26 protein-coding genes and 1 pseudogene are annotated in these 24,301 nt (G+C 41.5%); 13 read left to right on the top strand and 14 right to left on the bottom strand.

The annotated features are described in order from the left end of the window. Positions 1-3: 3 nt before the first annotated feature. Both ribB and ribH read left to right on the top strand, forming a co-directional pair. Positions 4-642 (top strand): annotated as a pseudogene (gene ribB, locus V3595_RS21600) (3,4-dihydroxy-2-butanone-4-phosphate synthase); the annotation flags it as partial. 74 nt (positions 643-716) lie between these two features. Continuing rightward, on the top strand, positions 717-1,187 hold the full coding sequence (gene ribH / locus V3595_RS21595) for a 6,7-dimethyl-8-ribityllumazine synthase (RefSeq protein WP_048685088.1): 471 nt from the start codon (positions 717-719) through the stop codon (positions 1,185-1,187). Between the two features lie 210 nt (positions 1,188-1,397). Here the strand turns inward: ribH and V3595_RS21590 are convergent, their stop codons facing one another. Both V3595_RS21590 and V3595_RS21585 read right to left on the bottom strand, forming a co-directional pair. Further along, positions 1,398-1,886: a methyl-accepting chemotaxis protein gene (locus V3595_RS21590; protein WP_485909540.1), complete on the bottom strand. Its 489-nt coding sequence runs from the start codon at positions 1,884-1,886 to the stop codon at positions 1,398-1,400. 155 nt (positions 1,887-2,041) lie between these two features. Beyond that, on the bottom strand, positions 2,042-2,743 hold the full coding sequence (locus V3595_RS21585) for a hypothetical protein (RefSeq protein ID WP_485909443.1): 702 nt from the start codon (positions 2,741-2,743) through the stop codon (positions 2,042-2,044). 225 nt (positions 2,744-2,968) lie between these two features. On the opposite strand from V3595_RS21585, the gene V3595_RS21580 reads away from it, so the two are divergent. Continuing rightward, entirely contained in the window at positions 2,969-4,135 is a 1,167-nt protein-coding gene (locus tag V3595_RS21580) for a DHH family phosphoesterase (RefSeq protein WP_137017838.1), read from the top strand. A 62-nt stretch (positions 4,136-4,197) separates the two neighbouring features. On the opposite strand, the gene V3595_RS21575 is transcribed toward V3595_RS21580, so the two are convergent. The 5 genes from V3595_RS21575 to mreBH all read right to left on the bottom strand — a co-directional run bounded on the left by V3595_RS21575 (position 4,198) and on the right by mreBH (position 9,109). Beyond that, positions 4,198-5,064 (bottom strand): YihY/virulence factor BrkB family protein, encoded by an 867-nt coding sequence (locus V3595_RS21575; RefSeq protein ID WP_485909440.1) that lies wholly within the window; start codon positions 5,062-5,064, stop codon positions 4,198-4,200. Positions 5,065-5,515: 451 nt separating this feature from the next. After that, positions 5,516-6,742: a cation:proton antiporter gene (locus tag V3595_RS21570; protein ID WP_101224893.1), complete on the bottom strand. Its 1,227-nt coding sequence runs from the start codon at positions 6,740-6,742 to the stop codon at positions 5,516-5,518. A gap of 6 nt (positions 6,743-6,748) precedes the next feature. Continuing rightward, on the bottom strand, positions 6,749-7,246 hold the full coding sequence (locus V3595_RS21565) for a cation:proton antiporter regulatory subunit (RefSeq protein WP_137017835.1): 498 nt from the start codon (positions 7,244-7,246) through the stop codon (positions 6,749-6,751). Positions 7,247-7,298: 52 nt separating this feature from the next. Then, the gene (locus tag V3595_RS21560) at positions 7,299-7,862 is read right to left on the bottom strand and encodes a tyrosine-type recombinase/integrase (protein ID WP_101224891.1); all 564 of its coding nucleotides are present in this window, start codon (positions 7,860-7,862) and stop codon (positions 7,299-7,301) included. Positions 7,863-8,101: 239 nt separating this feature from the next. After that, a complete protein-coding gene (gene mreBH, locus V3595_RS21555; protein ID WP_137017834.1) occupies positions 8,102-9,109 on the bottom strand; it encodes a rod-share determining protein MreBH in 1,008 nt (335 codons plus the stop codon). A gap of 277 nt (positions 9,110-9,386) precedes the next feature. On the opposite strand from mreBH, the gene V3595_RS21550 reads away from it, so the two are divergent. Next, complete coding sequence (locus V3595_RS21550) at positions 9,387-10,484, top strand: AbrB family transcriptional regulator (protein WP_485909437.1); 1,098 nt, start codon at positions 9,387-9,389, stop codon at positions 10,482-10,484. 20 nt (positions 10,485-10,504) lie between these two features. Here the strand turns inward: V3595_RS21550 and V3595_RS21545 are convergent, their stop codons facing one another. Next, positions 10,505-10,711 carry a hypothetical protein gene (locus V3595_RS21545; RefSeq protein ID WP_485909435.1) on the bottom strand — a complete coding sequence of 69 codons (207 nt, stop codon included), beginning with the start codon at positions 10,709-10,711 and terminating at the stop codon, positions 10,505-10,507. A 163-nt stretch (positions 10,712-10,874) separates the two neighbouring features. Between V3595_RS21545 and motA the strand changes: the two genes are divergently transcribed. The 5 genes from motA to map all read left to right on the top strand — a co-directional run bounded on the left by motA (position 10,875) and on the right by map (position 14,234). After that, on the top strand, positions 10,875-11,666 hold the full coding sequence (motA, locus tag V3595_RS21540) for a flagellar motor stator protein MotA (protein ID WP_485909433.1): 792 nt from the start codon (positions 10,875-10,877) through the stop codon (positions 11,664-11,666). Beyond that, positions 11,659-12,414: a flagellar motor protein MotB gene (gene motB, locus V3595_RS21535; RefSeq protein WP_402905951.1), complete on the top strand. Its 756-nt coding sequence runs from the start codon at positions 11,659-11,661 to the stop codon at positions 12,412-12,414. Before motA ends, motB begins: the two co-directional genes overlap by 8 nt. Positions 12,415-12,459: 45 nt before the next feature. Then, positions 12,460-12,732, top strand: a complete 273-nt coding sequence (locus tag V3595_RS21530; protein ID WP_485909431.1) for a late competence development ComFB family protein — start codon at positions 12,460-12,462, stop codon at positions 12,730-12,732. 133 nt (positions 12,733-12,865) lie between these two features. After that, the gene (locus tag V3595_RS21525; RefSeq protein ID WP_485909429.1) at positions 12,866-13,381 is read left to right on the top strand and encodes a type 1 glutamine amidotransferase domain-containing protein; all 516 of its coding nucleotides are present in this window, start codon (positions 12,866-12,868) and stop codon (positions 13,379-13,381) included. Positions 13,382-13,487: 106 nt separating this feature from the next. Continuing rightward, the gene (gene map / locus V3595_RS21520) at positions 13,488-14,234 is read left to right on the top strand and encodes a type I methionyl aminopeptidase (RefSeq protein ID WP_485909427.1); all 747 of its coding nucleotides are present in this window, start codon (positions 13,488-13,490) and stop codon (positions 14,232-14,234) included. Between the two features lie 41 nt (positions 14,235-14,275). On the opposite strand, the gene V3595_RS21515 is transcribed toward map, so the two are convergent. The 4 genes from V3595_RS21515 to V3595_RS21500 all read right to left on the bottom strand — a co-directional run bounded on the left by V3595_RS21515 (position 14,276) and on the right by V3595_RS21500 (position 16,620). Then, positions 14,276-14,518 (bottom strand): DUF2164 domain-containing protein, encoded by a 243-nt coding sequence (locus V3595_RS21515; RefSeq protein WP_063234700.1) that lies wholly within the window; start codon positions 14,516-14,518, stop codon positions 14,276-14,278. A gap of 11 nt (positions 14,519-14,529) precedes the next feature. Beyond that, positions 14,530-15,045, bottom strand: coding sequence for a molybdopterin-guanine dinucleotide biosynthesis protein B (mobB, locus tag V3595_RS21510; RefSeq protein WP_485909425.1), 516 nt, complete (start codon positions 15,043-15,045; stop codon positions 14,530-14,532). After that, entirely contained in the window at positions 15,033-16,298 is a 1,266-nt protein-coding gene (locus tag V3595_RS21505) for a molybdopterin molybdotransferase MoeA (RefSeq protein ID WP_485909423.1), read from the bottom strand. Before V3595_RS21505 ends, mobB begins: the two co-directional genes overlap by 13 nt. Before the next feature lie 97 nt (positions 16,299-16,395). Further along, a complete protein-coding gene (locus tag V3595_RS21500) occupies positions 16,396-16,620 on the bottom strand; it encodes a DUF1128 domain-containing protein (RefSeq protein ID WP_034305672.1) in 225 nt (74 codons plus the stop codon). Positions 16,621-16,841: 221 nt separating this feature from the next. Between V3595_RS21500 and V3595_RS21495 the strand changes: the two genes are divergently transcribed. Together V3595_RS21495 and V3595_RS21490 are read left to right on the top strand one after the other, a co-directional pair. After that, on the top strand, positions 16,842-17,234 hold the full coding sequence (locus tag V3595_RS21495; RefSeq protein WP_350301154.1) for a YtxH domain-containing protein: 393 nt from the start codon (positions 16,842-16,844) through the stop codon (positions 17,232-17,234). A gap of 16 nt (positions 17,235-17,250) precedes the next feature. Next, positions 17,251-18,090, top strand: coding sequence for a YihY/virulence factor BrkB family protein (locus V3595_RS21490; protein WP_402905961.1), 840 nt, complete (start codon positions 17,251-17,253; stop codon positions 18,088-18,090). A gap of 234 nt (positions 18,091-18,324) precedes the next feature. On the opposite strand, the gene V3595_RS21485 is transcribed toward V3595_RS21490, so the two are convergent. Together V3595_RS21485 and V3595_RS21480 are read right to left on the bottom strand one after the other, a co-directional pair. Then, a complete protein-coding gene (locus V3595_RS21485) occupies positions 18,325-20,244 on the bottom strand; it encodes a heavy metal translocating P-type ATPase (protein ID WP_485909421.1) in 1,920 nt (639 codons plus the stop codon). 328 nt (positions 20,245-20,572) lie between these two features. Next, entirely contained in the window at positions 20,573-21,739 is a 1,167-nt protein-coding gene (locus V3595_RS21480; protein ID WP_485909419.1) for an MFS transporter, read from the bottom strand. 192 nt (positions 21,740-21,931) lie between these two features. Between V3595_RS21480 and cax the strand changes: the two genes are divergently transcribed. Next, positions 21,932-22,987, top strand: coding sequence for a calcium/proton exchanger (cax, locus tag V3595_RS21475; RefSeq protein WP_485909417.1), 1,056 nt, complete (start codon positions 21,932-21,934; stop codon positions 22,985-22,987). 469 nt (positions 22,988-23,456) lie between these two features. Further along, a complete protein-coding gene (locus V3595_RS21470) occupies positions 23,457-24,269 on the top strand; it encodes a YfkD family protein (protein WP_485909415.1) in 813 nt (270 codons plus the stop codon). Positions 24,270-24,301 lie beyond the last annotated feature (32 nt).

The raw sequence follows: 24,301 nt of genomic DNA, 5'->3' as shown, positions 1-24,301 counted from the left end.
ATGATGTTCCATACAATAGAAGAAGCGATAGAAGATTTGAAGGCTGGCAAGGTAGTAATCGTATCCGATGATGAAGACCGTGAAAATGAAGGGGATTTTGTAGTGCTGGCCGAAAAGGCGACACCGGAAGCGATTAATTTCATGGCAACTCATGGACGTGGTTTGATTTGTACAACCATCACTGAAGAACTGGCAGCGAAATTGAAACTGCATCCTATGGTAGGAGAAAATACCGATCATCATGGCACTGCTTTTACGGTAAGTGTCGATCATAAAAGCACCTCTACAGGAATCAGTGCTTTTGAAAGGTCCTTGACCATCCTTGAGCTTCTTAATGAAGATTCGGTCGCTGAAGATTTTCAAAGGCCTGGTCACACTTTTCCGATAGTCGCTAAAGAAGGCGGCGTATTAAGGAGGGCAGGACACACGGAGGCATCGGTGGATTTGGCGAAGTTATGCGGTGCCGCTCCAGCTGGTGTCATTTGTGAAATCATGAATGAAGATGGATCGATGGCCCGGGTATCCGATTTAGAAGTCATCGCTGATAAATTCAACTTGAAATTCATTACGATAGCCGATTTGATTCGGTATCTTCAACAAAATGATACTATCGGGAAACAGGAGCTTGAACTGAACATCCCGAAAGCTTGAGGATTTAAGGAATTACATCAGAACAAAAAAATTATATTGTTTTTTAAAATTAGGAGGAATTGGACATGGGGAAAACTATTGAAGCACAATTAATCGGATCAGGATTGAAAGTCGGCATCGTGGTAGGAAGATTTAATGAGTTTATCACAAGCAAGCTTTTAGGAGGGGCATTGGATGGCCTTAAGCGTCATGGCGTTGATGAGAATGATGTTGACATCGCTTGGGTCCCAGGTGCTTTTGAACTACCGTTAATTGCAAAAAAACTTGTGAATACAGGTAAATATGATGCGGTAATCGGCCTTGGAACGGTAATCAGGGGTGCCACTTCACATTATGATTATGTTTGTAATGAAGCAGCTAAAGGCATGGCTTCCGTTTCCTTGGAAACAGGTGTACCGGTTATCTTCGGTTTGCTGACAACTGAAAATATTGAACAAGCGATTGAACGTGCAGGAACAAAATCAGGTAACAAAGGCTATGAAGCGGCCGTTAGTGCAATTGAAATGGCCAACCTTGGAAAATTGATTGAACAGTGATTTGGCATAAGGAAGCCGCAGGGAATAACGTCCCTGCGGCTTTTTTTGATGTACCGGATCATTTGTCGGATTGGGTCAGCTTTCTTAAACCATTAAGCAATTCTTCAAAGTTCGTAAAGTTCCTAGCCATTTGATCGATTAGTGAATGCTGATCTTCAACATTCGCAGCAACCTCTTCAAGGGAAGCGGCATTCTCTTCTATGATGCAAGCTACATTGGTGACTTCATTTGTTGCAGTGCCCGAGGCAAGGTATGAAGCATCGTTTGAAACTGTATCGATTGTTCCATGACTTCTAGCGTGTTTCCTTCAATTTGCTTGAAAACATGTTTGACTTCCTCGGACTTTTCCTTTATCAAACTGGCCACTTCCAAGCTTTGGTTGACCCCGTTTGTGACTTCTGTGGATTTAAGGTTTATATTACTCAGGATCTGTTGAATTTGATTGGTGGCATGCCGGCTATTTTCCGCAAGCTTTCTGATTTCATTGGCCACGACTGCAAAGCTCTTACCATGTTCACCTGCTCTGGCCGCTTCGATGGAAGCATTAAGGGAAATTAAATTCGTTTGTTCCGATATGTCTTCAATCATCGCTAATATGGCCTGGATGTTCTTATTTTGCTGGTTTAATTCATCCATTAGTATCGCGGTCTCTTTGGCTTTGTCACCAACTGATAGGATGTCTTTGGCAAGGACCACCATTTCTTCGCTGCCGTCCTTTGTCCTTGTTCCATTTTCCATGGTGAAAGTTTTCATTTTTTCCGATGAGATAGTGGCATGCTGGATTTCTTTATCGAATGAATCGATGAATTCCTTCACTTCGTTTGCGCTTGTAGCCTGTAATTCAGTATTTCTGGTCACTTCAATGAAGGCACTGGTGACTTCCTCGGATATTTTCCTTTAGTGTGGACGTTTTCTTGAAGCTCATTATAAAAATTGGTCAATCCGTTAACGGATCGGGTGATCTCATCAAGCATGGCTGATTGTTTGATCTCTGCTTTCCGGCTCTTTTCCAATTCTAACAATGCGACGTTTATGGATGCGATTCCAATCAAACTTAGAAGGATGGAGAGGGTGGAAGCTAAAAGAAATAAGAGCAAAATTACGATAAAAGAGTCTCCGTCAGCAGATAATCTGCCTGTAAGCGTGTCGGACCATAAAGTAAGGTAGATAAGAACCACTGAATGGATGACGATGGACGGAACCAAATGACGATAATCATAGTAAATGGAAGTGAACAATATGCCTATGAACATTAATCCCAAGGATAAAAGGCTTCCGGACTGAATGATAATCGATGCAATTAAAAGGTTTGTCGTGATTCCTATGAGATAAGGCAGAAAGAGAGAGCCTTTTTTCTGTTTAGGGAGAATTGCAGCTAGGATGGCTGGGGAATAGCTGGAAATGGCCATTATGGCGACTTGTTGACTAGGGATGCCTAGGAAGATGGATAGGATAAGACTAAGAGTGATCACTGAAAACATGATGACGATAACGGGGAGATGCCTTGAATCATTAATGGTTTGTTGTGCTGCCCTGTCTGTTTTAAAGGAATGCATGAAAATACCTCGATTTCAAAGTAATGTGTTTTCCTTATATATCGGTATAAATTATGGAAAATAAAGAATCATTAGGGAATTTTTCAAAAAAAACGAACAAAAGCAACGCGTAATGGAAGCCAGGATAAAATATGCGGATATGATTATGCTACAATTGTAAAGATTGCAATTGAAATTCATGTCTTTAGGGAAAAGTAAATTTATTAGTTACTAGGAGGGGTTTGTGTGTACCATCTCTTTACACATAATGATTTAGATGGAGTCGGCTGCGGCATTATAGCTAAGCTGGCCTTCGGAGAAGAAGTAGTGGTAAGTTATAATTCAATTGGTCGCCTTAATCAGAACGTAGGAGCATTTCTTGAGCAAGCCAAACTTGAGGATACATTGATCGTTACTGATCTATCGGTTGATGAAGATAACGAAAAAATGATTACTCAGTTTGTGGAAGATGGAGGCAAAGCGCTGCTGATTGATCATCATAAGTCAGCATTGCATTTGAACGAACATGATTGGGCATCTGTAACTGTCGAACAGGAAGATGGTAAACAGACGGCAGCGACATCATTATTCTATCAGTATGCAGTTGAAAATAAATACCTGGAACCTTCAAGCATTGTCGCTGAATTCGTTGAATTGGTCCGACAATACGATACTTGGGAATGGGAAGTCAATAAAAATACAACGGCAAAACGATTGAATGACCTGTTTTTCATGATTCCGATAGAGGAATTCGAAATGAAAATCGCAAATAAGCTGTCGACGGCTGAAAGTTTTACTTTTGACGAAGTGGAGCAAACCCTTCTGAATGTTGAAGAGAGTCGGGTGGATCGGTACATAAACAGGAAAAAAAGAGAAGTCTATCAGGCTACGGTCGGTCCCCATACAGCTGGTGTGGTCCATGCAGAGTCATATCACTCAGAATTGGGTAATGAACTGTCGAAAGAGTTCTCGCATCTTGATTATATAGCGATCTTGATGGTTGGAAGTAAAAGAATCAGCTTCCGGACAATTCACGACGATATTGATGTTTCTGAAGTTGCTGGCAAGTACGATGGGGGCGGCCACCAAAAAGCGGCAGGTTGTACCATGTCCGAAAAGGCGTATAGCCAATATGTCGAAAAGACTTTCTTTGCCGAGCCCCTTAAACGAGACGCACATAAGAATCAACTGAATGTAAAGGAATCCCCAGAGGGCTGCCTATATTCAACGAGAGACAAACAGGACATATTCATCTATGAAGATGAAGAAGAGCAATGGATTGTTGAAATCAACGGAAAACAACAGAAAAAAACATTCGATACATTTGCGGAAGCGGAAAAATACATGAAGCGGAAATACGCGGCATGGCTGGCCCATGATGAAAGATATGAAGAGTTTGTCAATAAGGGATGAATAGGAAGGCGGCTGTCCGAATGGGATAGCCGCTTTTCTATCTTTTGTCGTAATTCATGATTTTACCTTTTAAGCGGGACAGGATGGACAATCGTGCGGGACGGTTTTTTTGGAATGGAGTTTTGGCGATGAAGAATTGCATTGATTTCTCCGCCGATCACAAAAATCAGACCACTCAAATACAGCCATAGCATCAAGATGATGACGCCTCCTAAACTGCCGTAAGTGGAAGAATAGTTGGCAAAATTACTGACATAGAATGAAAATCCAAGTGATATTCCCAGCCAAAGTACAGTTGCGGTCACTGCCCCAGGGATGACATGTTTAAAGGGAAAACTTTTATTCGGTGCAAAGCGATATAAAAAGGTCAGGACAAGTGATATGACCACAACTGCGATAACCCACCGTAATAAGCTGAATAATATTTGCGTTTCTTCAGGGATCGGAATGACTTGCTGTAATAAATCGATGATCACTTTTCCGAAGACGGGGAGGCCCAACATGACGATGAATGCTACAACCAGGCCTAATGTCAATACAATGGAAATGAAGCGGGCTTTAATGAAATTTCTTGTTTCTTCAACATCATAGGCGATATTCATGGAATGGATGAACGCATTCATTCCATTGGAAGCGGACCATATGGTGCCAAGGAAACCAAAAGTCAGTAGGCCGCCGTTCCGTTCAGATAATATGTTAATGATATTTTTCTCGATGACTTCCATCGTTTCCGCAGGCATGAAGGTTTTTATCGTGTCCAGGGCAGTCTGAATATCGATGTTCAGATAAGGTAATAAGGACAGCAGTAAAATGAGCAAAGGGAATAGTGCCAGTAGATAGTAATAAGCTTGTTCTGCTGCCAGCCCGGTCACACGATCTTCCTTTATTTCTTTAATCAGTTTCTTTGAAAATTTTATCGACTTATCCATCTGGGCATCACTCCTGAATAGTTACTTAGGTTATTGCTTCTTTTCCCTCTGTTCATATAAGTTAATCCTCAAAAGAAAAGAAATTGAAAGCTCTAATCCGAGCGCTTGTAAAAGCTTCTGACAATGATATGCCGGAATGATGGAGAGGTGAAGAAAAGGGATAGCCAAGGATGACCAACCTTAGCCAGTTCATTTTTCAATGCCTTTTTTAAAAAAAGTTTTGCAGAAGTCGGGGAATGGCGAGTATCATACTTATGAAAATCAGGATTGAAGATTCATACAGCAAGCGACTAACTGATATGTGCTTTCGATAATTCAGCCTATCAATAATGCCAACACTACTGTTAGGTATGATTTTATGCCCTCTTTAAAACAAGTATAATAGCTAATTAAGTGATTTATTAAGGTAAACAGAAAAACGGCCAGACATTTGCTGTCTGGCCGTTTTTCTCTATTGCACTTCTTTTCCCTGTTCCTTTTGAACTTTCGGAGGGGTCCATTTGAATACTTTATTTAGGATATTATAGATGTGTTTGGATTCTTTGGTAAGGATCGGCCCAAGAATCGCTAAGGTTAAAACATAAAGTGCCGCAAACGGGGTTAGTATAGGCATTAAACCGCCTGCAATGCCTAAGTTGGCTAAAATGATGGAGAATTCGCCGCGTGAAACGATCGTTAAACCGATGTTTGCGGAAGCTCTGTGAGATAAACCGGATTTGCGTCCAGCGATCATACCAGCTGCAAAGTTACCGATTATGGTGATGATGACGGCTCCAAGAACCATCCAGACAGCTCCGCCAAGGGTCGTCGGATCAATACTCAAGCCAAAGCTGAAGAAAAATATGGCCCCGAAAAAGTCTCGAAAGGGAATGACAAGTTTCTCGATCCTGTCACTATGTTCCGTTTCAGAAAAGACTAGGCCGAGCAGTAATGCACCGATGGCTTCCGCAACATGAATCGTTTCCGAGAAACCGGCAATGAAGAATAGTAAGGCGAACACGACGATGATAAAAATCTCATCGGAGGATATATTGAATAATTTGTTAAGGACCCCAGATGCTTTCCGGGCGATAACGAAAAATATCAGCATATACCCAATCGCGATAAATGTAGAAAGTAATGTTCCCCAAACGGAACCAGAAGAGCTTAATACCAATCCGGATACGACTGATAAATAAACAGCGAGGAAGATATCTTCAAACATGATGATGCCAAGGATTAGCTCCGTTTCATTGTTACCGGTCCTTTTAAGGTCCACAAGCACCTTTGCCACAATGGCACTTGAAGAAAAACTGATGATCCCGGTTAATATCAGAACCTCTTTCAATGGAAGACCGAGCAGGAAACCGTACAGCAAGGCCATTCCCACGTTGATTAAGATGTAATAGGTTCCGCCTGTCACGATATTTTTCCCGGATTTCATAAGCTTTTTGACGGAAAATTCAAGCCCTAGGTAAAAAAGAAGGAATAAAATACCGACCCGACCGAGGAATGCTATGATTTCATCGCTTTCGATGAAACGCAGGTCAATTAATCCGAAGTGCGGGGCATGGGGGCCAACGAGCATCCCGATGATAATTAATAGTGGAACATTCGATATTTTGAATTTACCTGCTACGAGAGCGGCTAATGCCACTAGAAGTAGGGCAGTTCCCACTTCAAAGACTAAATGGTCCATATGAGCTTAGTCACTCCTTTCGTCGGTCAATAATTCTCTTGTGAGGTTTCGGATATCTTTTCTTTCACCGGATATCACAAGGGTGTCGCCTGTTTCGATGATGGAGTCAGGACCAGGATTATTCAGTTGTTTTTTTCCTTTTTTAGAATGGGCGATGACGGTCACGTTATAATTGCTCCTGATATCAATCGAACCGATCGTTTGATTGATGGCCTTTGAACCTGGTTCGACTTTGAACCATTCAATCACCAAGTCACCCAATGACATTTCAATCGTTTCAAGTGCTTGTGGTTTATAAACCATGCCGCCTATGATGGAAGCCATTTGCCGTGATTCCTGATCGTTAAGGGTGATGCTCGATATGACGTCCTCATGTTCATTATCAAAATGGTATAATTCCCGACGGCCGTCATCATGAATGACGATTACTAACTTTTCATCATTTCTCGTTATGATTTCGAATTTTTGGCCAATACCAGGAAGTTCACTTTCTCTAATTCTCACTGGAATTCCTCCTTAAAATGTTGGTTAGAGTTAATAGAAGATAGCAGAATGTTTATAAGTTAACGTCAATATTCGTCTTGAATTTCTTCTCCTTTGATATGCCAATGTATTTTAATGTCTCCGATGGACTGGAATGATGGTAATGCTTCTGTATCAATGCCAGTGACACTCCTTGTTTATAGGCATGGTAGCCAAAAGTTTTACGCATCGAACTTGCTCCGAATTTGCCTGTCAGCCCTGCACCTTCCACAGCATCATGGATGATTCGGTGCGCCTGTTGACGTGTAATCGGCTTTTTTGTCTTAGGGGAAAGAAATAAAAATTGACCTTCGATAACCTTCGAGCCTTTAAGGTATTCTTGTAAGGCGGTACGGACTTTCAGGTTCAAATAAATTTGGTTTACTTCGTCATTTTCCGTCCGCTGCTCATAGAACTCCTTGATTTTGCCTGTTTCATCCAGAACGCTGGCGACGGTGATTTCGAGCATTTCATTAATCTTCATACCTGTATTGATGCCGAGTACAAACAATAAATAATCCCGACTGGAGTGAGAGCGTAAGTATGTTTTTATTTTGCTGATTTGATTGATATCCTTAAAGGCTTCTACATATTCCATAGATCTTCTCCTCTTGCCAATGTAACATAATTAGATTATAACACAAGTTATGTAACATTGCATGCGTTTAGTTCTGCAGGTTATTCCTATCCAAACAGTAAAAAAACCTTTTCCTTATTCTCTACGCAAACGAGGTAAAATATTTCAGGGAAGTTATTTAACGTGGAAGTTGCTGTCTGCAAATGGGGGAGGCCTGAAAGGAAAAAAAAGAAACCCCAAGTCGGGGTTTCCTCAATTTTTTAGTATACGGCTTTTTGTAATTTGTGAATGACCTCAAGTGAAAGCCCGGTTCCGATGGCAACTGATTCAAGCGGGTTATCTGCAAGTTGGACTGGGACGACGATTTCATTCGTCAGCCATTCTTGTACCCCGTTGAGAAGTGCACCCCCGCCGGATAAGATGACACCTTGATCGACGATATCCCCGCTCAATTCAGGAGGACAATCTTCCAAAGTGGCCCTTATTGCTTCCAGTATATGAAGAAGCGATTCCTGTATGGCTTCCTGGACGTCAGTGGATGATATTGTAATCGGCTTTGGAAGACCCGTTACAAGATCGCGGCCCCTGACTTCCATGGTGATCACGGAATGTTTAACGAGTGCGTAGCCGATTTCTTTTTTTATTTCCTCGGCTGTTCTTTCCCCAATCAGCACATTATGTTTTTTTCTAACATATTGGCTGATATCTTCATCCAATTGATCTCCGCCAATTCTGATTGAATTGCAAGAAACGACGCCGCCATAAGAGATGATTGCGACCTCAGTCGTTCCGCCGCCGATATCAACGATGACATTGGCAACTGGCTCTTCGACAGGCAAGCCCGCACCTATTGCTGCTGCTACTGGTTCCTCGATAAGGTGGACCTGTTTCGCTCCGCAGCTTTTGACTGCATCCTGAATGGCCCTTCTCTCAACTGATGTGGAACCTGATGGTGTACAGACCACTACACTAGGTTTGCGAATCGATAAACCTAGGGCCTTACTTGCTTTTTTCATGATTTCCCGAAGCATTTGCGCGGTCACGTTAAAATCCGCAATGACACCATCCTTAAGCGGACGGATTGCCACAATATTTCCAGGTGTTTTCCCGATCATGTTTTTTGCATCCACTCCGACTGCCAATACTTTATTAGTCTCTATATCAATGGCCACCACAGATGGCTCATTAAATACGATTCCTTTATTTTTACTGTAAACTAGCGTATTTGCAGTTCCTAAGTCAATGCCTATTTCTGTATTTGATAACATCTAGTCACCCCTCCATAAGAGTTTGACCCCTATATACTCATTCTACCTTTTATAGCGAATTTGTGGGGGTGGGAAATCTAGTAAATAGTGGAAGTGCCGTGCTGTTCCTTTCATAGAGCGAAAACATGAGGAAATATAAAAATGCACTGGTGAGGGAGGCGCGCCAAGAACTATCCTGACACTGGAATGGTGAAAACAAGCGTGGTTGCAGCTTTGAATCCGCCTATTTTATGTTAAGATAAAGATGAAAATCCGCTTAAATAAAGAAGGTAATTTTGTGAGTGTAAATTTAATCGAGAGTAAGAGTTTTAGAGTCATCTTTACAGCTTTTCTAGCTTTCTTGGGTGGTTATTTGTTTGATAGCCTTGGAATATACCTGCCATGGATGCTTGGACCATTATTCGTCGTGATGATTGCTAAAGTGAAGTTAAGGAAGTACTTGTATTGGTCTAAAACCTTTAGAAGTACTGGATTGGTCATTCTAGGTTTACAACTGGGCAGTTCATTCACGAAACAATCGCTAAATGAGATGATTGAATATCTGCCTGTTATGCTTTTTACGACAATTGCAATCATTTCATTTACAGTGTTGACCGGCTGGTTTGTCGGAAAGCGAATGAACTTATCCTTGGGCACATCGATGCTTGGCAGTTTTCCGGGAGGCCTTTCCCAGATGGTGGTCTTAAGTGAGGAAATGAAGGATAGTGATGAAACGGTTGTAGGTTTCATGCAAACACTGCGGGTCATCCTGGTGATATCCATTGTTCCTTGGATTGTGACCCATGTAATGTCAGTTGAATCAGGTGCGGTAATGGCCGTATCGGAGCGGCCGTTTTTCTTATTTGAATATGATGGGAAATTAGCCATCATGATGTTGGTAACATTGCTGATATTCATCTTCATCACAAAGAAAGCGAATTTTCCGCTGCCTTTTTTGCTAGGACCTCTCATGGCCGCAGCACTATTCAATTTAGCAGGCCCAGGTGCCCCACAGATTCCTGACTTTTGGTTGAACTTGTCGCAATTGTTGATAGGCGCACATTTAGGCTACACATTGAAGGTTGATAACCCCCGACTTTTCAGAAAGATGTTCGGGGCTGTATTCGTCAGTAATGTCCTATTGATTGGATTTTGCTATTATCTTTCCATTCAGTTTGCCCCAATCCTATCTTTACAGGCGAACGAATTATTTTTGAGCATGGCGCCAGGCGGCGTCGCCGAAATGGCAGTCACAGCCATGTCTGTGCATGTGGATTTATCCGTTGTCACAAGCTTTCATTTATTCAGGATCTTATTCATTTTATTTTTTCTATCACCCATCATAAAATGGCTGGCCGGAAGAAACCACGGGAAACAAAAACAGGGACAAAGCTGACAGGCTTTGTCCTTTTGGCGTTAAGCGGAATTCACCAGTAAAAGTGCAAAACTCACGAGTAAAATGCTGAAACTCACGAGTAAAAGCGCGGAATTCACGAGTAAAATGCCAAAATTCACGAGTAAAAGAGCAAAACTCACGAGTAAAAGCGCATATTCCAGACGTATTAAGATAATTTCGTACAGAACAGGCTGGTAATTCCATTCTCGAAAGAATATTGTATCCAAAACATTGAAATGTACTGTTGGTTAAGCTCATCTAGGCAATAAAGTTGTAGATTTTGTGATGATTTAGTGAAAATTGAAATCGAATAGTAAAATAATCCTCACTTTTTTTGAACTTCATCCGATATAAGGAGGAGACGAGACTTTAAATGAATGGGTGAGTATTATGGATATAACATCAGTTTTGGGCGTAGTTCTGGGTATCGTGGCCATCTTGGTCGGAATGGTGTTGAAAGGCGTTAGTGTAACGGCGCTGATTAACCCGGCGGCTATTTTGATCATTATTGTAGGGACGATAGCTGCTGTCGTAACGGCTTTCCCTTTGTCGGAATTAAAAAGACTACCAAAAATATTCAAGATTTTATTCTTTGAACAAAAATTGACAAAGCCTGAAGATTTAATAAAAACCTTTTCTGAATGGGCGGTCATTGCCAGGAAAGAAGGCTTATTGGAATTGGAAAGCATTTCGGATCAAGTGGATAATACTTTTTTGAAAAATGGCTTGAATCTTGCAGTCGAAGGTCAGAGTGCCGATTATATTCGTGATATTTTAGCAGAGGAAATAGATGCGATGGAAGAACGTCATCTAAGCGCGGCAGCGATTTTCAGTCAGGCCGGTACATACGCACCGACGCTGGGTGTATTGGGTGCGGTAATCGGGCTGATTGCTGCATTGGGTAATATGGCCGACACGGAGGCTTTGGGACATGCCATATCTGCCGCGTTCGTCGCAACCTTGATGGGGATTTACACGGGGTATGTGTTATGGCATCCATTTGCCAATAAGCTAAAACGGAAGTCGCAGCAGGAAGTTCGAATCAAAGAAATGATGATAGAAGGTATTTTATCGATCATCGAAGGGGAAGCGCCGCGAACGATTGAACAGAAATTAACATCATATTTGCCTGCTGGAGATCGTAAAAAGTGGTTAGAAGGCGATGTGAGAGAAGATGGCTAGGCGCAAAAAGAAACAAAGGCATGAAGAGCATATCGATGAATCATGGCTGGTTCCCTACGCCGATATCTTAACATTGCTTCTCGCGCTTTTTATCGTCTTGTTCGCTTCAAGTTCGGTTGATGCAGTAAGGTTCCAGCAGTTGTCCAATGTATTTAACCAGGTTTTTACAAGCGGAACGGGTTTTATGGATTTTCCAAGTGATTCCCCCAGCAATGAGCCAACGTCACCAGAACAAAGAACAGGTGCGGAAGATCTTGAGAAGCTAGGGAAAAACGAGCAAGAAGAACTTACGGAAGTTCAGGAGCGTGTAAATGCCTACATCCAAAAGAATGATTTAACGGATAAATTGGGAACGAACCTTACGGATGAAGGCATGTTGATTTCAATTAGGGAAAACGTGCTGTTTGAATCTGGTGTGGCTGAGGTGAGAAGTGAAAACCGAAAAATCGCTAAGGAAATCTCGGATTTGCTGGTCATGGATTTACCCAGAAACATTATCGTAAGCGGACATACCGATAATATTCCTATAAAGAATTACCAGTATGAATCCAACTGGGATCTGAGCGTGATGCGATCCGTGAATTTTATGAAACTTCTCCTCGAAAATAAAGAGTTGGATCCCGAAATGTTCAGCGCTAAAGGACATGGGGAATTCAAGCCGGTTGCTTCCAATGAAACGAAAAAAGGAAGGGCGAAAAACCGGAGAGTTGAAATCCTAATTGTTCCACGGACAGCGATAAATGAGTGAAAACCTGTCAGGAATGGACGGGTTTTTCTTTTTTAAGGAGATTATATGGAAAGAGAATATACAAATGTGATGGAAGAAATCGTTGTGACTTGGGTGCAGGTTTTAATGTCAGGTATGGAATACCAAACATTTTGTTCATGCGGTAAATGTAAAAATGACATCATCACATTATCATTGAATAACCTGCCTAATTACTATGTAACCACGGAAGGGCGGAAAAGGATATTTGGAAATTTGAATACAGAAGAAAACAGGAAATGGATCAATAAAAGAATCATCAATGCGATACATGTTGTTGGCCAGTATCCTAAACATTGATTTGCTGCTTTGGGAATAGGCTAATGAAATATATCACTAACATTAATTATGTGTTTTATTTATGGTGGCAGAGGGAACATAAATAAAGTGCAAAGTAGGTTCATTCGATCAAAAATTGAGGAGATGAATTATTATGGGTAAAAATATCGCATGTGTAGTAACGGATATGTTTGAGGACTCGGAGTATAGTGAACCGGCAAAGGCATTTGAAGAAGCCGGCCATACGGTAACGACGATTGAAATGATAAAAGGAAAAACTGTTAAAGGAAAACAAGGGGAGGTAGAAGTCGAGATTGATGAAAGCATCGACTCAGTGAAACCGGAAAATTTCGATGCATTATTCATCCCCGGTGGGTTCTCGCCTGATCAGCTGCGTGCTGACGAACGCTTCGTATCTTTCGCCAAATCGTTCATGGATGATAAAAAGCCTGTATTTGCAATCTGTCATGGACCGCAGTTGCTGATTACAGCCAAAACACTTGAAGGACGCCACGCAACAGGATATACATCCATTAAAGTCGATATGGAATATGCAGGTGCCACATATTTGGACAAGGAGGTTGTGGTTTGCGGAAACCAGCTTGTAACCAGCAGGACACCTGAAGATCTTCCGGCATTTAACCGGGAATCGCTCAATCTATTGAAATAATGAAAAATCCCGGCAGCTGCCGGGATTTTTCATTTTAAAGGATTCATATACTTTCATCTTTGCAGTAAAATAAAAGGAGAGACGAATAAAAAAGGAAGTGTCACGATTGATCGTATTAAAATCTGCACGTGAAATTCAAGCGATGCATGAATCGGGTAAAATTTTGGCAGCTTGTCATAGGGAGATTGCTAAGTTGATTGTTCCTGGGGTGACAACATGGGAAATAGAAGAATTTGTTGAAGGATTCTTAAAAAAACATGGTGCGAAGCCGGAACAAAAGGGTTACAAAGGGTATGAGTATGCGACATGTGCCAGCATAAATGAAGAAATCTGTCATGGTTTCCCTCGTAAGACCCCTTTGAAAAATGGAGATATCGTAACGATTGATATGGTCGTCAATTATAACGGGGCCCTTGCCGATTCTGCCTGGACGTATACGGTCGGTAAGGTTTCAAAGGAAACCGAGCATTTGGTTCATGTGACGAAGGAATCTTTATATAAGGCGATTGAAGTATGTGTGGTAGGCAATCGGATTGGAGATATTGGTCATGCCATACAAACATATGTCGAGGCGGAAGGCTTCTCTGTCGTTCGTGATTTCATCGGCCACGGGATAGGAAGTGTCATTCATGAAGAGCCGCAGGTTCCGCATTATGGACTGCCGAATAAAGGCCCGCGTCTTAAGGAAGGCATGGTATTCACCATCGAGCCAATGGTAAACGTAGGTACATATAAAGCAAGCCGGGATCCGAATGGGTGGACGGCATCCACTGCAGATGGGAAATACTCGGCTCAATATGAGCATACGATTGCCATTACGAAAAACGGTCCGCTTATTCTGACCGAACAATGAAAATGAAAAAACAGCATCGATTATGATGCTGTTTTTTCATTTTAATCAATTGGCCGTTCCAATGAATACAAATCTTCTTCTATATTTCCTAATCTGTCCTCAATGACTTTTTTAGCATCTTTGATACCTTCATTATAAATAAATGGAGCAATATTTTCGAAAATGAACTGCAAGTGATTTTCAGCAGCGATTTCACCGATTTCCTTGCCATGTTCCTGATACACATATTCTTGGATACTTTCGATCATCTTGCGGCGTTTTTCTATGGGGAATTGAATGAACATTGTGCCCTCCTTCATATTTGTTCTAAAAACCATGTAATGAATGAATCCGAATCCAAAGGGAAGACGGGTACTGAAGCATGATTCCTGGTTCGATCCAGACATTCGGGCCAAGCCACCGCTGCTTTGACATTAGTAAGCCGTTCCAATAACACGAGGTCACTTTCTTCTTTGATTAAAATGACCTTAGGAAAGTCCTCTTGCTTATAACCCTCAATTAAAATCACATCAGGGAGAAATAGACACAGTAATTGAATCAGCTCAGTTATAGGAGTTTCCCCCTTGAAATTCCCTAGCAGCTCGATTGTTCCATCACCTTCAACAAGTGAAGCTGCCGCCCCAGCCTGAAAGTGTTTATTGGAATCCTTCATACCGTTAACATCCGGTTTTCCGCCATGTCCATGATGTTTTAAAACGGCTGTCTCTAATTTGGCTTTGCGAAGCTTTTTGATAATATTCGTTATGAAGGTCGTTTTACCTCTATTTTGATAGCCAACCACCTGAAAAATAAAGGGCTTCACCAAGGCCATTTGCATCCTTCTTGGTCTTCAAGGAGCAGGATGTCCACGAGATCTCCAGTTTGAAAACCACGGGTCCCCCCAGGTAAGACGGTCAGTGAATTGGCACCTGCCAAGCTTGTTGTAATATTGGATTTATCCACACCACTGGGAATTACCTTCAACTGGCCGGATTCATAAAATAATCGGGTCCGAAGCAGACGTGAGAATGGATTGGGCTTTAAGAAGTCCTCTGCCAATTGGGCAGTCTCTTTTCGTAAATGCGGATGTTCCGAAAACAGCATGGTGCGGATGATCGGTCTTGCAAATAGTTCAAAGCCAACATAACTAGCGGAAGGATTGCCGGATAAACCGAATAAAAATTTGTTATTATATACCGCTACGGTCGTCACGCTGCCGGGGCGCATGGCCACTTTGTTGAATAAGACTTCAGCACCCATTTTTTGATAAATATCCGGGAGAAGGTCAAAATCACCGACAGAAACCCCTCCAGTTGTAATGAGCAAATCCACTTCCTTCAAGGCAGTTGAAATGGCCTCGTAACTTAATTCGAATTCGTCCTTAAGTTTTCCATAAAAGCGGACTTCTCCTCCGGCCCTCCGAATTTGGGCGGAGATGGCATGTGAATTGCTGTTACGGATTTTCCCGGGCTGCAACGGTTCGTTAACATCAAGAAGTTCCGAACCTGTAGCGAATAATCCGACGACAGGTTTCTTGGCAACTGGGACTTCGGCATATCCGAATGTTGCCAGCAAGCCGATGATCCCTGGATTGATCGCTGTTCCTTTTTTTACAAGAACATCGCCTTTCTTTGCATCCTCTCCTTGAAAAGAAACGTTTTCGCCTTCCTTAAGTGAGCGTTTAAATGATATGTACTTCTTTCCGTCCTTTTCGAATTCCTTTGTGAGCTCGAGCATGATTACGGCATCACACTCAGCTGGCATCTGAGCTCCAGTCATGATTCTCGCCACTTGATTTTTTTGTACAGGGATAGTCGATACCATCCCCGCAGCAAGCTCTTCAACCACTTCGAACTCAAGAGGGTTATTTATGGAACCCTCTGCCGTATCCTTGGACCTGAGGGCGAATCCATCATATGGAGAGCGGTTAAAATGCGGAACATCATTTGTAGCTACAATATCTTGAGCCAAAAAACGGTCTTGGCTTTCCTCGAGGGGAATCAGTTCCGCATGTCCTATTAATTTATGCTTCATCACTTTTTCCACTGCTTCTGCAATACTGATGGGTGTTCTTCTTTCTACCATGCTTACAACTCCTGTCGGTTTTCAATTTCTATATCAAATGTATCAGAATTATTTTAAAAATGAAAAAAATCCTCACCGGTATGGGAGGATTTGAATGTTACTTATTACGCAGTCTTCCAAGTTCTTCGGCGATCGCTTCCATTTCACGGACACTGAAATTTGTTTTTTTCATCACCATTGTATAAATATCGTGCAGCTCTTCGTACATTTCGATATCAAAATGGGTTGATTTGATTGCACCGAAGTTCATCACTTTTAATTTATCCTTGATTGCTTCGATCATAAACTCGACACTTTCGGCTGTGTTTTGCGTTAAATCCATTTCCCTCATCCTTTCATACGTTCCTAAATTATTTTCATCTTTGCATGATTACCGCTGGAAGTCAATGAATATTACGAAGCTTGATCCCCAATATACTTGGTCATCTCCACGTTTTAAACTGAGGGAGTTTGGGAAAAGATAGGAAAAAACTTTTTTAAACATTGTATAATGGAGATAGCTACCATTATCCATCAACTAATATATGACGAGGAGGAGAATATATGAGCAACATTCGAGAAGAATATAAGTGTGACAAGAAAAGTAAATTTATGCAAGCGGTCTTTATTGGGGCGTTAGCAGGGGCTGCGATAAGCCTTTTTGACAAGGATACGCGTAATTCTGTATTGGAAAACAGTAAAAGCTGCATGAGTAATATGAAGGAATTCGTGAAGAATCCTAATGGGGTGCTTACACAAGTACGTGAAACATCATCCAAGGTCCGTTCCACTGTTGAAAAAATTTCCGATGATGTATCCTTCATTTCCCAAAAGGTGGAGGAAATGAAAGATATTCCATCGCAAGTTGCCCAAGTCGTAATGGAAACGAAGGAAGTCTTTGCTGCAGAGCAAGATGAGTCATCTTCAAGTCACCATGAACGGATTTCCTTAAATTAGAAAATGGGGTGGAGGTATGGCCAATAAAAAAGAATGGCTGAAAGGCTCATTCTTCAAGACTTTCATAAAACGGTTACAGATGGATGATGTGTCGGGGCTTGCCGCACAGCTGTCTTATTTCTTCTTACTTTCCCTGTTTCCGTTACTTATTTTTTTATTCACCTTATTGGCCTATCTGCCATTTTCCCAAGAAGATATATTAAATACCGTCCGTACATATGCGCCTGACGATTCGATGAAAATCATTGAGGCCAACCTATCTAAAGTAATGGAAGCGAATGGGACTTTATTGTCGTTTGGTGTCATCGGAACGATATGGTCGGCATCGAATGGGATGAATGCAATCATTAAAGCATTTAACCATGCATACGATGTAAAAGAAAGTCGAACTTTCTTTATTTCCCGGGGAATGTCGATTCTTCTCACTTTAGCGATGATTTTTGTTTTTATTGTCGTTTTATTGCTGCCGGTATTCGGAAAACAGATCGGAGTATTCCTATTTGCCGAAATTGGACAATCCGATGAGTTTCTTACGATTTGGAACCAGCTTCGCTGGGTGATCAGTACGCTTGTATTTTTAATTGTGTTCACTATCCTTTATTGGATTGCCCCCAACATAAAGCTGAAATGCATAACCGTACTGCCCGGTGCTATCTTTGCAACGGCAGGATGGAGTCTTGTTTCCTTTTTGTTTTCTTTTTATGTGGAGAACTTTGCTAATTATTCCGCAACATATGGAAGTCTTGGAGGGATCATCGTATTAATGGTCTGGTTTTATTTATCGGGGCTCATCATCATACTGGGCGGGGAAATAAATGCGCTCATAAGTGAAAGGCAAAAACCAGAATGTGCATGAGCTTCCTGGAGTTCCCGTAATAGCGGACAATCATGCTGCAGATACTATTCAAGAAATAACAACTTTTGAAGAGGAGGAGTTCTTTCATGAGTAAAAAGGATGGCAGCACAAAGCAAAAAGGAAAAAATAAAGGTTCGAACCATAAAACATCAGGTTCTGCAAATGGTAAGAACGGATATCACTAAATGAAACGATCATAAAAAAAGGGAGCCTTGGAGGGCTCCTTTTTCATGCTTAGTTTCTCAAAAGTCTTAAGCTGTTCAGTATAACGAGAATTGTGCTTCCTTCATGTCCAATGACGCCGTATGGAAGGTCAAGGAATTGAAGGAAATTGGATGCGATCAGGATCATGATGACCGAAATTGAAAAGATGACGTTTTGTTTGATGATTCGATTCATCTTCTTGGATAATTTGACTGCTTCCGCGATGCGCGGCAGGTCATTCTTCATCAGAACAACATCCGCTGTCTCCAAGGCAACATCCGTGCCTTCACCCATTGCAATTCCCACAGATGCTGTTGCTAATGCAGGTGCATCATTGATGCCATCCCCAACCATTGCTACAGTGCCGAAATGTTCTTTCAGCCTTTTCACTTCAGTCACTTTGGTTTCTGGCAGGCATTCGGCAATATATGCATCAATATGGCTCTCCGACGCAATCGCTTTAGCCGTTTTTTCACCATCGCCTGTCAGCATGACGGTATGGATGCCCTCATTTTTCAAAGCTTCGATGGCTGTAATGGTTTCTTCACGCACGACATCTTTCAAAGTGAGAATACCGGCAATCCCTTGATCATCCTTTGCATAAACGATTGTCTTACCTTGTTCAGCCAATGTCAGTGCAATGCCATTTTGGAATCGTTCTGCTTCACTGCGACCGACGAAATCAGCTTTTCCAACTTTCCAAAGCACGCCATTGATGTATGCTTGAACCCCATTGCCTGATATATCTTCCATGTTATCCGGTTTAATGATGTCTCTTTGCAATTTCGTTTTGGCATAACGTACGATCGATGTTGCCAAAGGGTGGTTCGAATAATTTTCAACAGATGCAATATGAAATAAGAAATCATCTTCGTTTAAATCTTCGCGGATAATGACATCCGTTACCTCTGGTTTTCCTTTTGTCAATGTACCGGTTTTATCTAAAGCAATTGCCTGCAGGTTACCTAGATTCTCAAGATGGATGCCGCCTTTAAATAAAATGCCATGACGAGCACCATTTGAAATGGCAGAAAGCGTAGCTGGCATAATAGAGGCGACAAGGGCACAAGGAGAAGCGACAACGAGCAGGATCATCGCTCTGTAGAATGTTTCGGTCCAGCTCCACCCCAATATGAAATGGGGTACGAACATCATCAAGCCGACAACGGTCAATACCACTTTTACATAAGTCCCTTCAAACCGTTCAATGAACAGCTGGGAAGGGGACTTTTCACTTTGTGCGGATTGAACGAGAGTGATTATTTTTTGAAATAATGTTTCACTTGCTGGTTTGGTGATTTCCACGGTAATCGTACCACGGAGATTAACCGTTCCGGCAAATACTTCATCATCCAATGATTTGCTGACCGGTATGGATTCACCTGTGATGGCGGCTTCATCGATATTGGTACGGCCGTCCGTGATTTTTCCGTCTGAAGGAACTCTCTCACCTGGTTTCACTAAAATCAGATCTCCGACATGCAGCTGTGAAACGGATACGGTTTCTTCATATCCGTTAGTGATGCGCAGTGCTTCCTCAGGCTGTAAGTCCATAAGTGCCGAAATTTCTTTATGGCTTTTATTCATCGTGTATGTCTCAAGGGCACCGCTTAAAGCGAAGATGAAAATCAATATGGCACCTTCCGTCCAGTATCCGATGACCGCAGAACCGATGGCCGCAAAAATCATCAGCATCTCAACATTCAATTCCCGGTCGGCAATCGTATCTTCTATTCCTTCTTTTGCCTTGGCATATCCGCCAATCAAGAAAGAAGCTACGTATATGACAATGGAAGTGGACTCCATTCCGTTCTTTGAAAGGGCCCAGCCCAACACTATTAATAAACCGCTGAATAATGCAGCAAAAAGTTCTAGATGAGGTTTTGCTTTTTCCAACCAAGTGGTTTGGCATGTAGCCGGTTGGGTTAAATGTTTAGTATCTGTAGTCATAAGATTCCCTCCCACATTCTTCTCTATTTTGTGTAAATGATATAGATTATCATTTGTATGATATATAATTGAGAAAGATAATCAACGTCATTTCTCTGGATAAAATATGAAAGCTGCCACCGTAATTGCGATGACAGCAATGTTTTCAAAGGTTTTTAAACGTAATGTCCCTTTTGTTATTATTATAATACCACATATCCTATTCGGAAATAAAGAAGAATGATTCTAATCTAGTAAAAAATATAAAGTACTTCCTAATATACAGCCGCTATTGAGAAATACCTTTCAAATTGAATAATAAAAGAAGTAGTCCAGATAATAAACTATACTACATAACTGAAGCAGGCATTTTCTCTTTAAACAAGGCCAATGAAATGAAGACAAGGAAAAGCATGATGCTGATCATGTAGAAAAAATTCCCACCTTGTATATGTTCAATGACCATGCCGCCAAAAAACGGGCCGCCGATGCTGCCGAGGCTAAAGAAAATACTGCATAATAAATTTCCAGCAGGTAATAGGTTTCGAGGCAAAAGGTCTGCCATATAACTGATTCCTAGCGAGAAAGTCGAACCAACCATCATTCCGCCAAACATAAAGCAAATGAATAGACCAAGCACTGAATAAGAATAAATCCCTGCAAGAGTGAATATGGTAAACCCTGAAAAAAGTATCGTCAGCAAGGTCTTTCGCCGGCCAAAACGGTCACTTATCATCCCCAAGGGAATCTGGGTAAGCAGGGTCCCCGCGGAAAATGCCGGAATGATGATGGATACGGCGGTTAAATCGATTCCGGAGCGCAGGGCGAATACAGGAAAATTGCTATTCAATGATGCTTCAAGCACGCCGAATGTGAACGGAAGTAAAAAAGCGACCCAAGCTATGCGGCTAACTTTCGTAAACCTTTTGAGTGTGCCAAAGAATGATGTGCTTTCAGAATCATCCTGTTCAGGAAGCTCATTTCCAATAAGGAAAACAGTGGACCAAGCTAGAAGACTAAGTATGGATGTGATGATGAAAGGCAAAGACTGATTAATCTCGAGAAGCTTCGTCATCATCGGGCCAACCATGAAGCCAAGACTGAAGAAAAGTCCATAAATGGCAAGATTCCTTCCGCGCTTCGTTTTTGGTGAAATGGCAGTGATCCATGTCTGGGTAGCAAAGTGAAGTGTATGATCGCCGATTCCAATGAAGAAACGCAGTACGAACCAAAACCAGAATGATTTCCAAACAGGAAATAAGGCAAGCGATAGAATGACCGTTATCCCACCAAATAATATCAATGGCTTATAGCCGTATTTACGGAGCGGGGCTTCCATAAAAGGAGAAATCAACAGAATTCCAATATAAAGCGAGGCTGCATGAAACCCGTTTAGAGATGAGCTAATTCCGTCATTTTCAAAAATGATGGCTATGATCGGCAGAAGCATCCCTTGAGAAAACCCGGATATGCCGACAATTAAGATTAAAACGCTAAAAAGCAATTTATTATTCATAAAAATCATGTCTCCTAAGAAATGTATACCTTCTTGATGTTACATCTTAGGAAGAGGATTAAGCAATAGAAATTTGGGTAAATATTGACAAGAAGAGAGAGGATGATAAAATTTTCCTTTGTCTACGCCGGAAGATTATGTATGATAGTTTTTGTTACATAAAAGAACTATAGGATTGTGAGGAGAAGTATCGTGAATAAAATATTTTTGGGGCTTGTCCTGTTAGGCGTCCCTATATCAGTCATTGGGTCATTATTGCATTGGCCGAGTGTGATCATGTTCATCGTATATTGCTTAACCATCGTCGCGCTAGCAGGATTCATGGGCCGTGCGACTGAAAGCTTAGCGATCGTTATGGGACCAAGGATTGGCGGTCTCTTGAATGCAACCTTTGGAAATGCAGTGGAATTGATCATATCCATCTTTTCATTAAAGGCGGGGCTTGTGGGGGTCGTGTTGGCTTCTTTGACTGGTTCCGTATTAGGAAACTTATTGTTGGTGGCAGGACTTTCATTCTTTGTGGGAGGGACTAAATATAAACGGCAGAAATTTAATGTATTCGATGCGAGGCATAATGCCGGTCTATTGATTTTTGCAGTTATTGTAGCCTTCGTCATACCGGAAGTATTCACACAAGACATGAGTGAATCACGTACGATGTCGTTAAGTGTAGGAATTAGCATTATTTTGATCTTATTATATCTTGCTGCATTATTCTTTAAATTGGTTACTCACCGCGGGGTATATCAGCATACGGAGAAACCCGAGGAACATGAAGAGGAAGTACCGGAGTGGAGCAGGAAAAAGGCAATTATAATACTTGCTGCCGCTACATTGGCCGTTGCGTATGTATCGGAGAAACTTGTTCATACGTTCAGCGAAGTAGGGGAAACCTTCGGATGGTCGGAGTTATTCATAGGTGTCATTATCGTTGCAATCGTGGGTAACGCGGCAGAGCATGCGTCCGCCGTCATAATGGCCTATAAAAACAAAATGGATGTCGCAGTGGAAATTGCCGTTGGTTCCACGCTTCAAGTGGCGATGTTCGTAGCTCCTGTACTCGTACTTATTTCATTAATGTATCCAACGCATATGCCGCTTGTTTTCACAATGCCAGAACTGATATCAATGGTTACAGCAGTCTTTCTGATGATCATGATTTCGAATGACGGGGAAACGAACTGGTTTGAAGGCCTTACCTTATTGGCGGCTTACTTTATTATGGGAATTGGATTTTACTTATTATAAGAAATGCAGGCCTTCCGATGCGGGAGGTCTTTCTTTTCATATAATTGAAAAATAAAAATGACTCTGCTCAGGTTAGATTTAGCAGAGTCATTTCTATATTAGTAAATTACCATTCATAAGTTATTCCAAAATTTTTCATCATGCTTTTGTAAAAGTTGAGAAATATTCTAGAGTGTCACACCATCCTTTTACATCAGATTTAAGTATAGGCGAATTCGTTTTCTGTCATCCTTTAAAAGGGTGTCATGGATTGTTCGATAAGCATACCTCCTGAATGTTTAATAGGTATGAACGATTTCGCCTCCTTTTTATAATGTAAAATAAGTATAACCGATTTAAATAAAAAAGTAAATATTCTGAACTTTACAAATTCATTACAAAATCGAAATAAGAATGAAATGTATAGAATGTTGGCTAAAAACAAAATCTATAACAAAATGATTGAACCCCTCAAAAGGAGTGCGACAGCATGAGAAGAACTATTCTTATTACGATGATTGCCCTAATTGCCTTCATTCAGGCGAATGTAAGTTTTGCAGCTGATATTCCAGAAGGCAAAGCAAATCCGAATATGGTGAATATCCCACCTTCCGTTTTGAATATTGCAAAGGAGAATACGTATCCGAACCCAACCCAGGATCTTCCGATGCTGCAGCCGAGTAAGTTGGCCGAACAATTGATCGATTCGTCGGATATCAAGATTGAAAATCCAGAACTCATCCATATGTTGAATGAATCGGCAATTGCAAAAGCTCCGCTTGCTTTTGGTTACAGGGCGACGATTTACCTTGGCCATTGGGCATTGAATTATGAGTCTTCGGAAACGGCGCCAAACTGGGAATACCAAAAAATCAATACGAATTACTACGATAATCGCGGCGGTGAGGTTCCATACAAGATCCGTTATGTCCAGGAAAGTCAGAAGGCAGTGAGTGGCGGTCTCACAGCGAAAATCCCTAAGGCAGAGGATGTTCAAAAGATGATGCTGTTAAAAGCCACTGAGAAAACGAATTTGCCATTGGCTTTTGAAACGATCATCGGAGCTGGTACGAAAAAAGATGAAGTATACAATGTTGCTTCTAATAGGATAGGTTACTTATCCAGTTATGCTTCCGCCGTCAATGAAAAAGGGAAGGTCACATATGGGGAAGTGTATTTGAACCTAAAAGGAAGTAAAAGAACCATTACGATAAAGAACATCACTTCACAAGGCATCGGTGCATGGATACCGGTTCAGGACCATGTTTCCTTCAGCTTTACAGTCTCGCAGCAACCCAGGTAAATTGAAAAACTCGCCGGATTGGCGAGTTTTTT

This window comes from Bacillus sp. CFBP9009, from assembly GCF_036541465.1.
In the GTDB taxonomy this organism is placed as follows: Bacteria; Bacillota; Bacilli; order Bacillales; family DSM-1321; genus Peribacillus.
Note: the sequence above shows the minus strand (reverse complement) of the source record. Positions and strands in the feature narration are given on the sequence as shown.

Coding starts and splice junctions, on each gene's coding strand:
- mreBH (WP_137017834.1), bottom strand. CDS start 9,109: ATGTTATCAAATACAGAAATAGGCATTGACTTAGGAACTGCAAATACG.
- V3595_RS21530 (WP_485909431.1), top strand. CDS start 12,460: ATGGAAAGAGAATATACAAATGTGATGGAAGAAATCGTTGTGACTTGG.
- V3595_RS21500 (WP_034305672.1), bottom strand. CDS start 16,620: ATGGATTTAACGCAAAACACAGCCGAAAGTGTCGAGTTTATGATCGAA.
- V3595_RS21575 (WP_485909440.1), bottom strand. CDS start 5,064: ATGGATAAGTCGATAAAATTTTCAAAGAAACTGATTAAAGAAATAAAG.
- motB (WP_402905951.1), top strand. CDS start 11,659: ATGGCTAGGCGCAAAAAGAAACAAAGGCATGAAGAGCATATCGATGAA.
- V3595_RS21585 (WP_485909443.1), bottom strand. CDS start 2,743: ATGCATTCCTTTAAAACAGACAGGGCAGCACAACAAACCATTAATGAT.
- V3595_RS21505 (WP_485909423.1), bottom strand. CDS start 16,298: ATGGTAGAAAGAAGAACACCCATCAGTATTGCAGAAGCAGTGGAAAAA.
- V3595_RS21485 (WP_485909421.1), bottom strand. CDS start 20,244: ATGACTACAGATACTAAACATTTAACCCAACCGGCTACATGCCAAACC.
- V3595_RS21560 (WP_101224891.1), bottom strand. CDS start 7,862: ATGGAATATGTAGAAGCCTTTAAGGATATCAATCAAATCAGCAAAATA.
- V3595_RS21590 (WP_485909540.1), bottom strand. CDS start 1,886: ATGGTGGTCCTTGCCAAAGACATCCTATCAGTTGGTGACAAAGCCAAA.
- motA (WP_485909433.1), top strand. CDS start 10,875: ATGGATATAACATCAGTTTTGGGCGTAGTTCTGGGTATCGTGGCCATC.
- V3595_RS21570 (WP_101224893.1), bottom strand. CDS start 6,742: ATGGACCATTTAGTCTTTGAAGTGGGAACTGCCCTACTTCTAGTGGCA.
- V3595_RS21495 (WP_350301154.1), top strand. CDS start 16,842: ATGAGCAACATTCGAGAAGAATATAAGTGTGACAAGAAAAGTAAATTT.
- V3595_RS21515 (WP_063234700.1), bottom strand. CDS start 14,518: ATGTTCATTCAATTCCCCATAGAAAAACGCCGCAAGATGATCGAAAGT.
- V3595_RS21490 (WP_402905961.1), top strand. CDS start 17,251: ATGGCCAATAAAAAAGAATGGCTGAAAGGCTCATTCTTCAAGACTTTC.
- V3595_RS21525 (WP_485909429.1), top strand. CDS start 12,866: ATGGGTAAAAATATCGCATGTGTAGTAACGGATATGTTTGAGGACTCG.
- mobB (WP_485909425.1), bottom strand. CDS start 15,045: ATGGCCTTGGTGAAGCCCTTTATTTTTCAGGTGGTTGGCTATCAAAAT.
- V3595_RS21480 (WP_485909419.1), bottom strand. CDS start 21,739: ATGAATAATAAATTGCTTTTTAGCGTTTTAATCTTAATTGTCGGCATA.
- V3595_RS21470 (WP_485909415.1), top strand. CDS start 23,457: ATGAGAAGAACTATTCTTATTACGATGATTGCCCTAATTGCCTTCATT.
- ribH (WP_048685088.1), top strand. CDS start 717: ATGGGGAAAACTATTGAAGCACAATTAATCGGATCAGGATTGAAAGTC.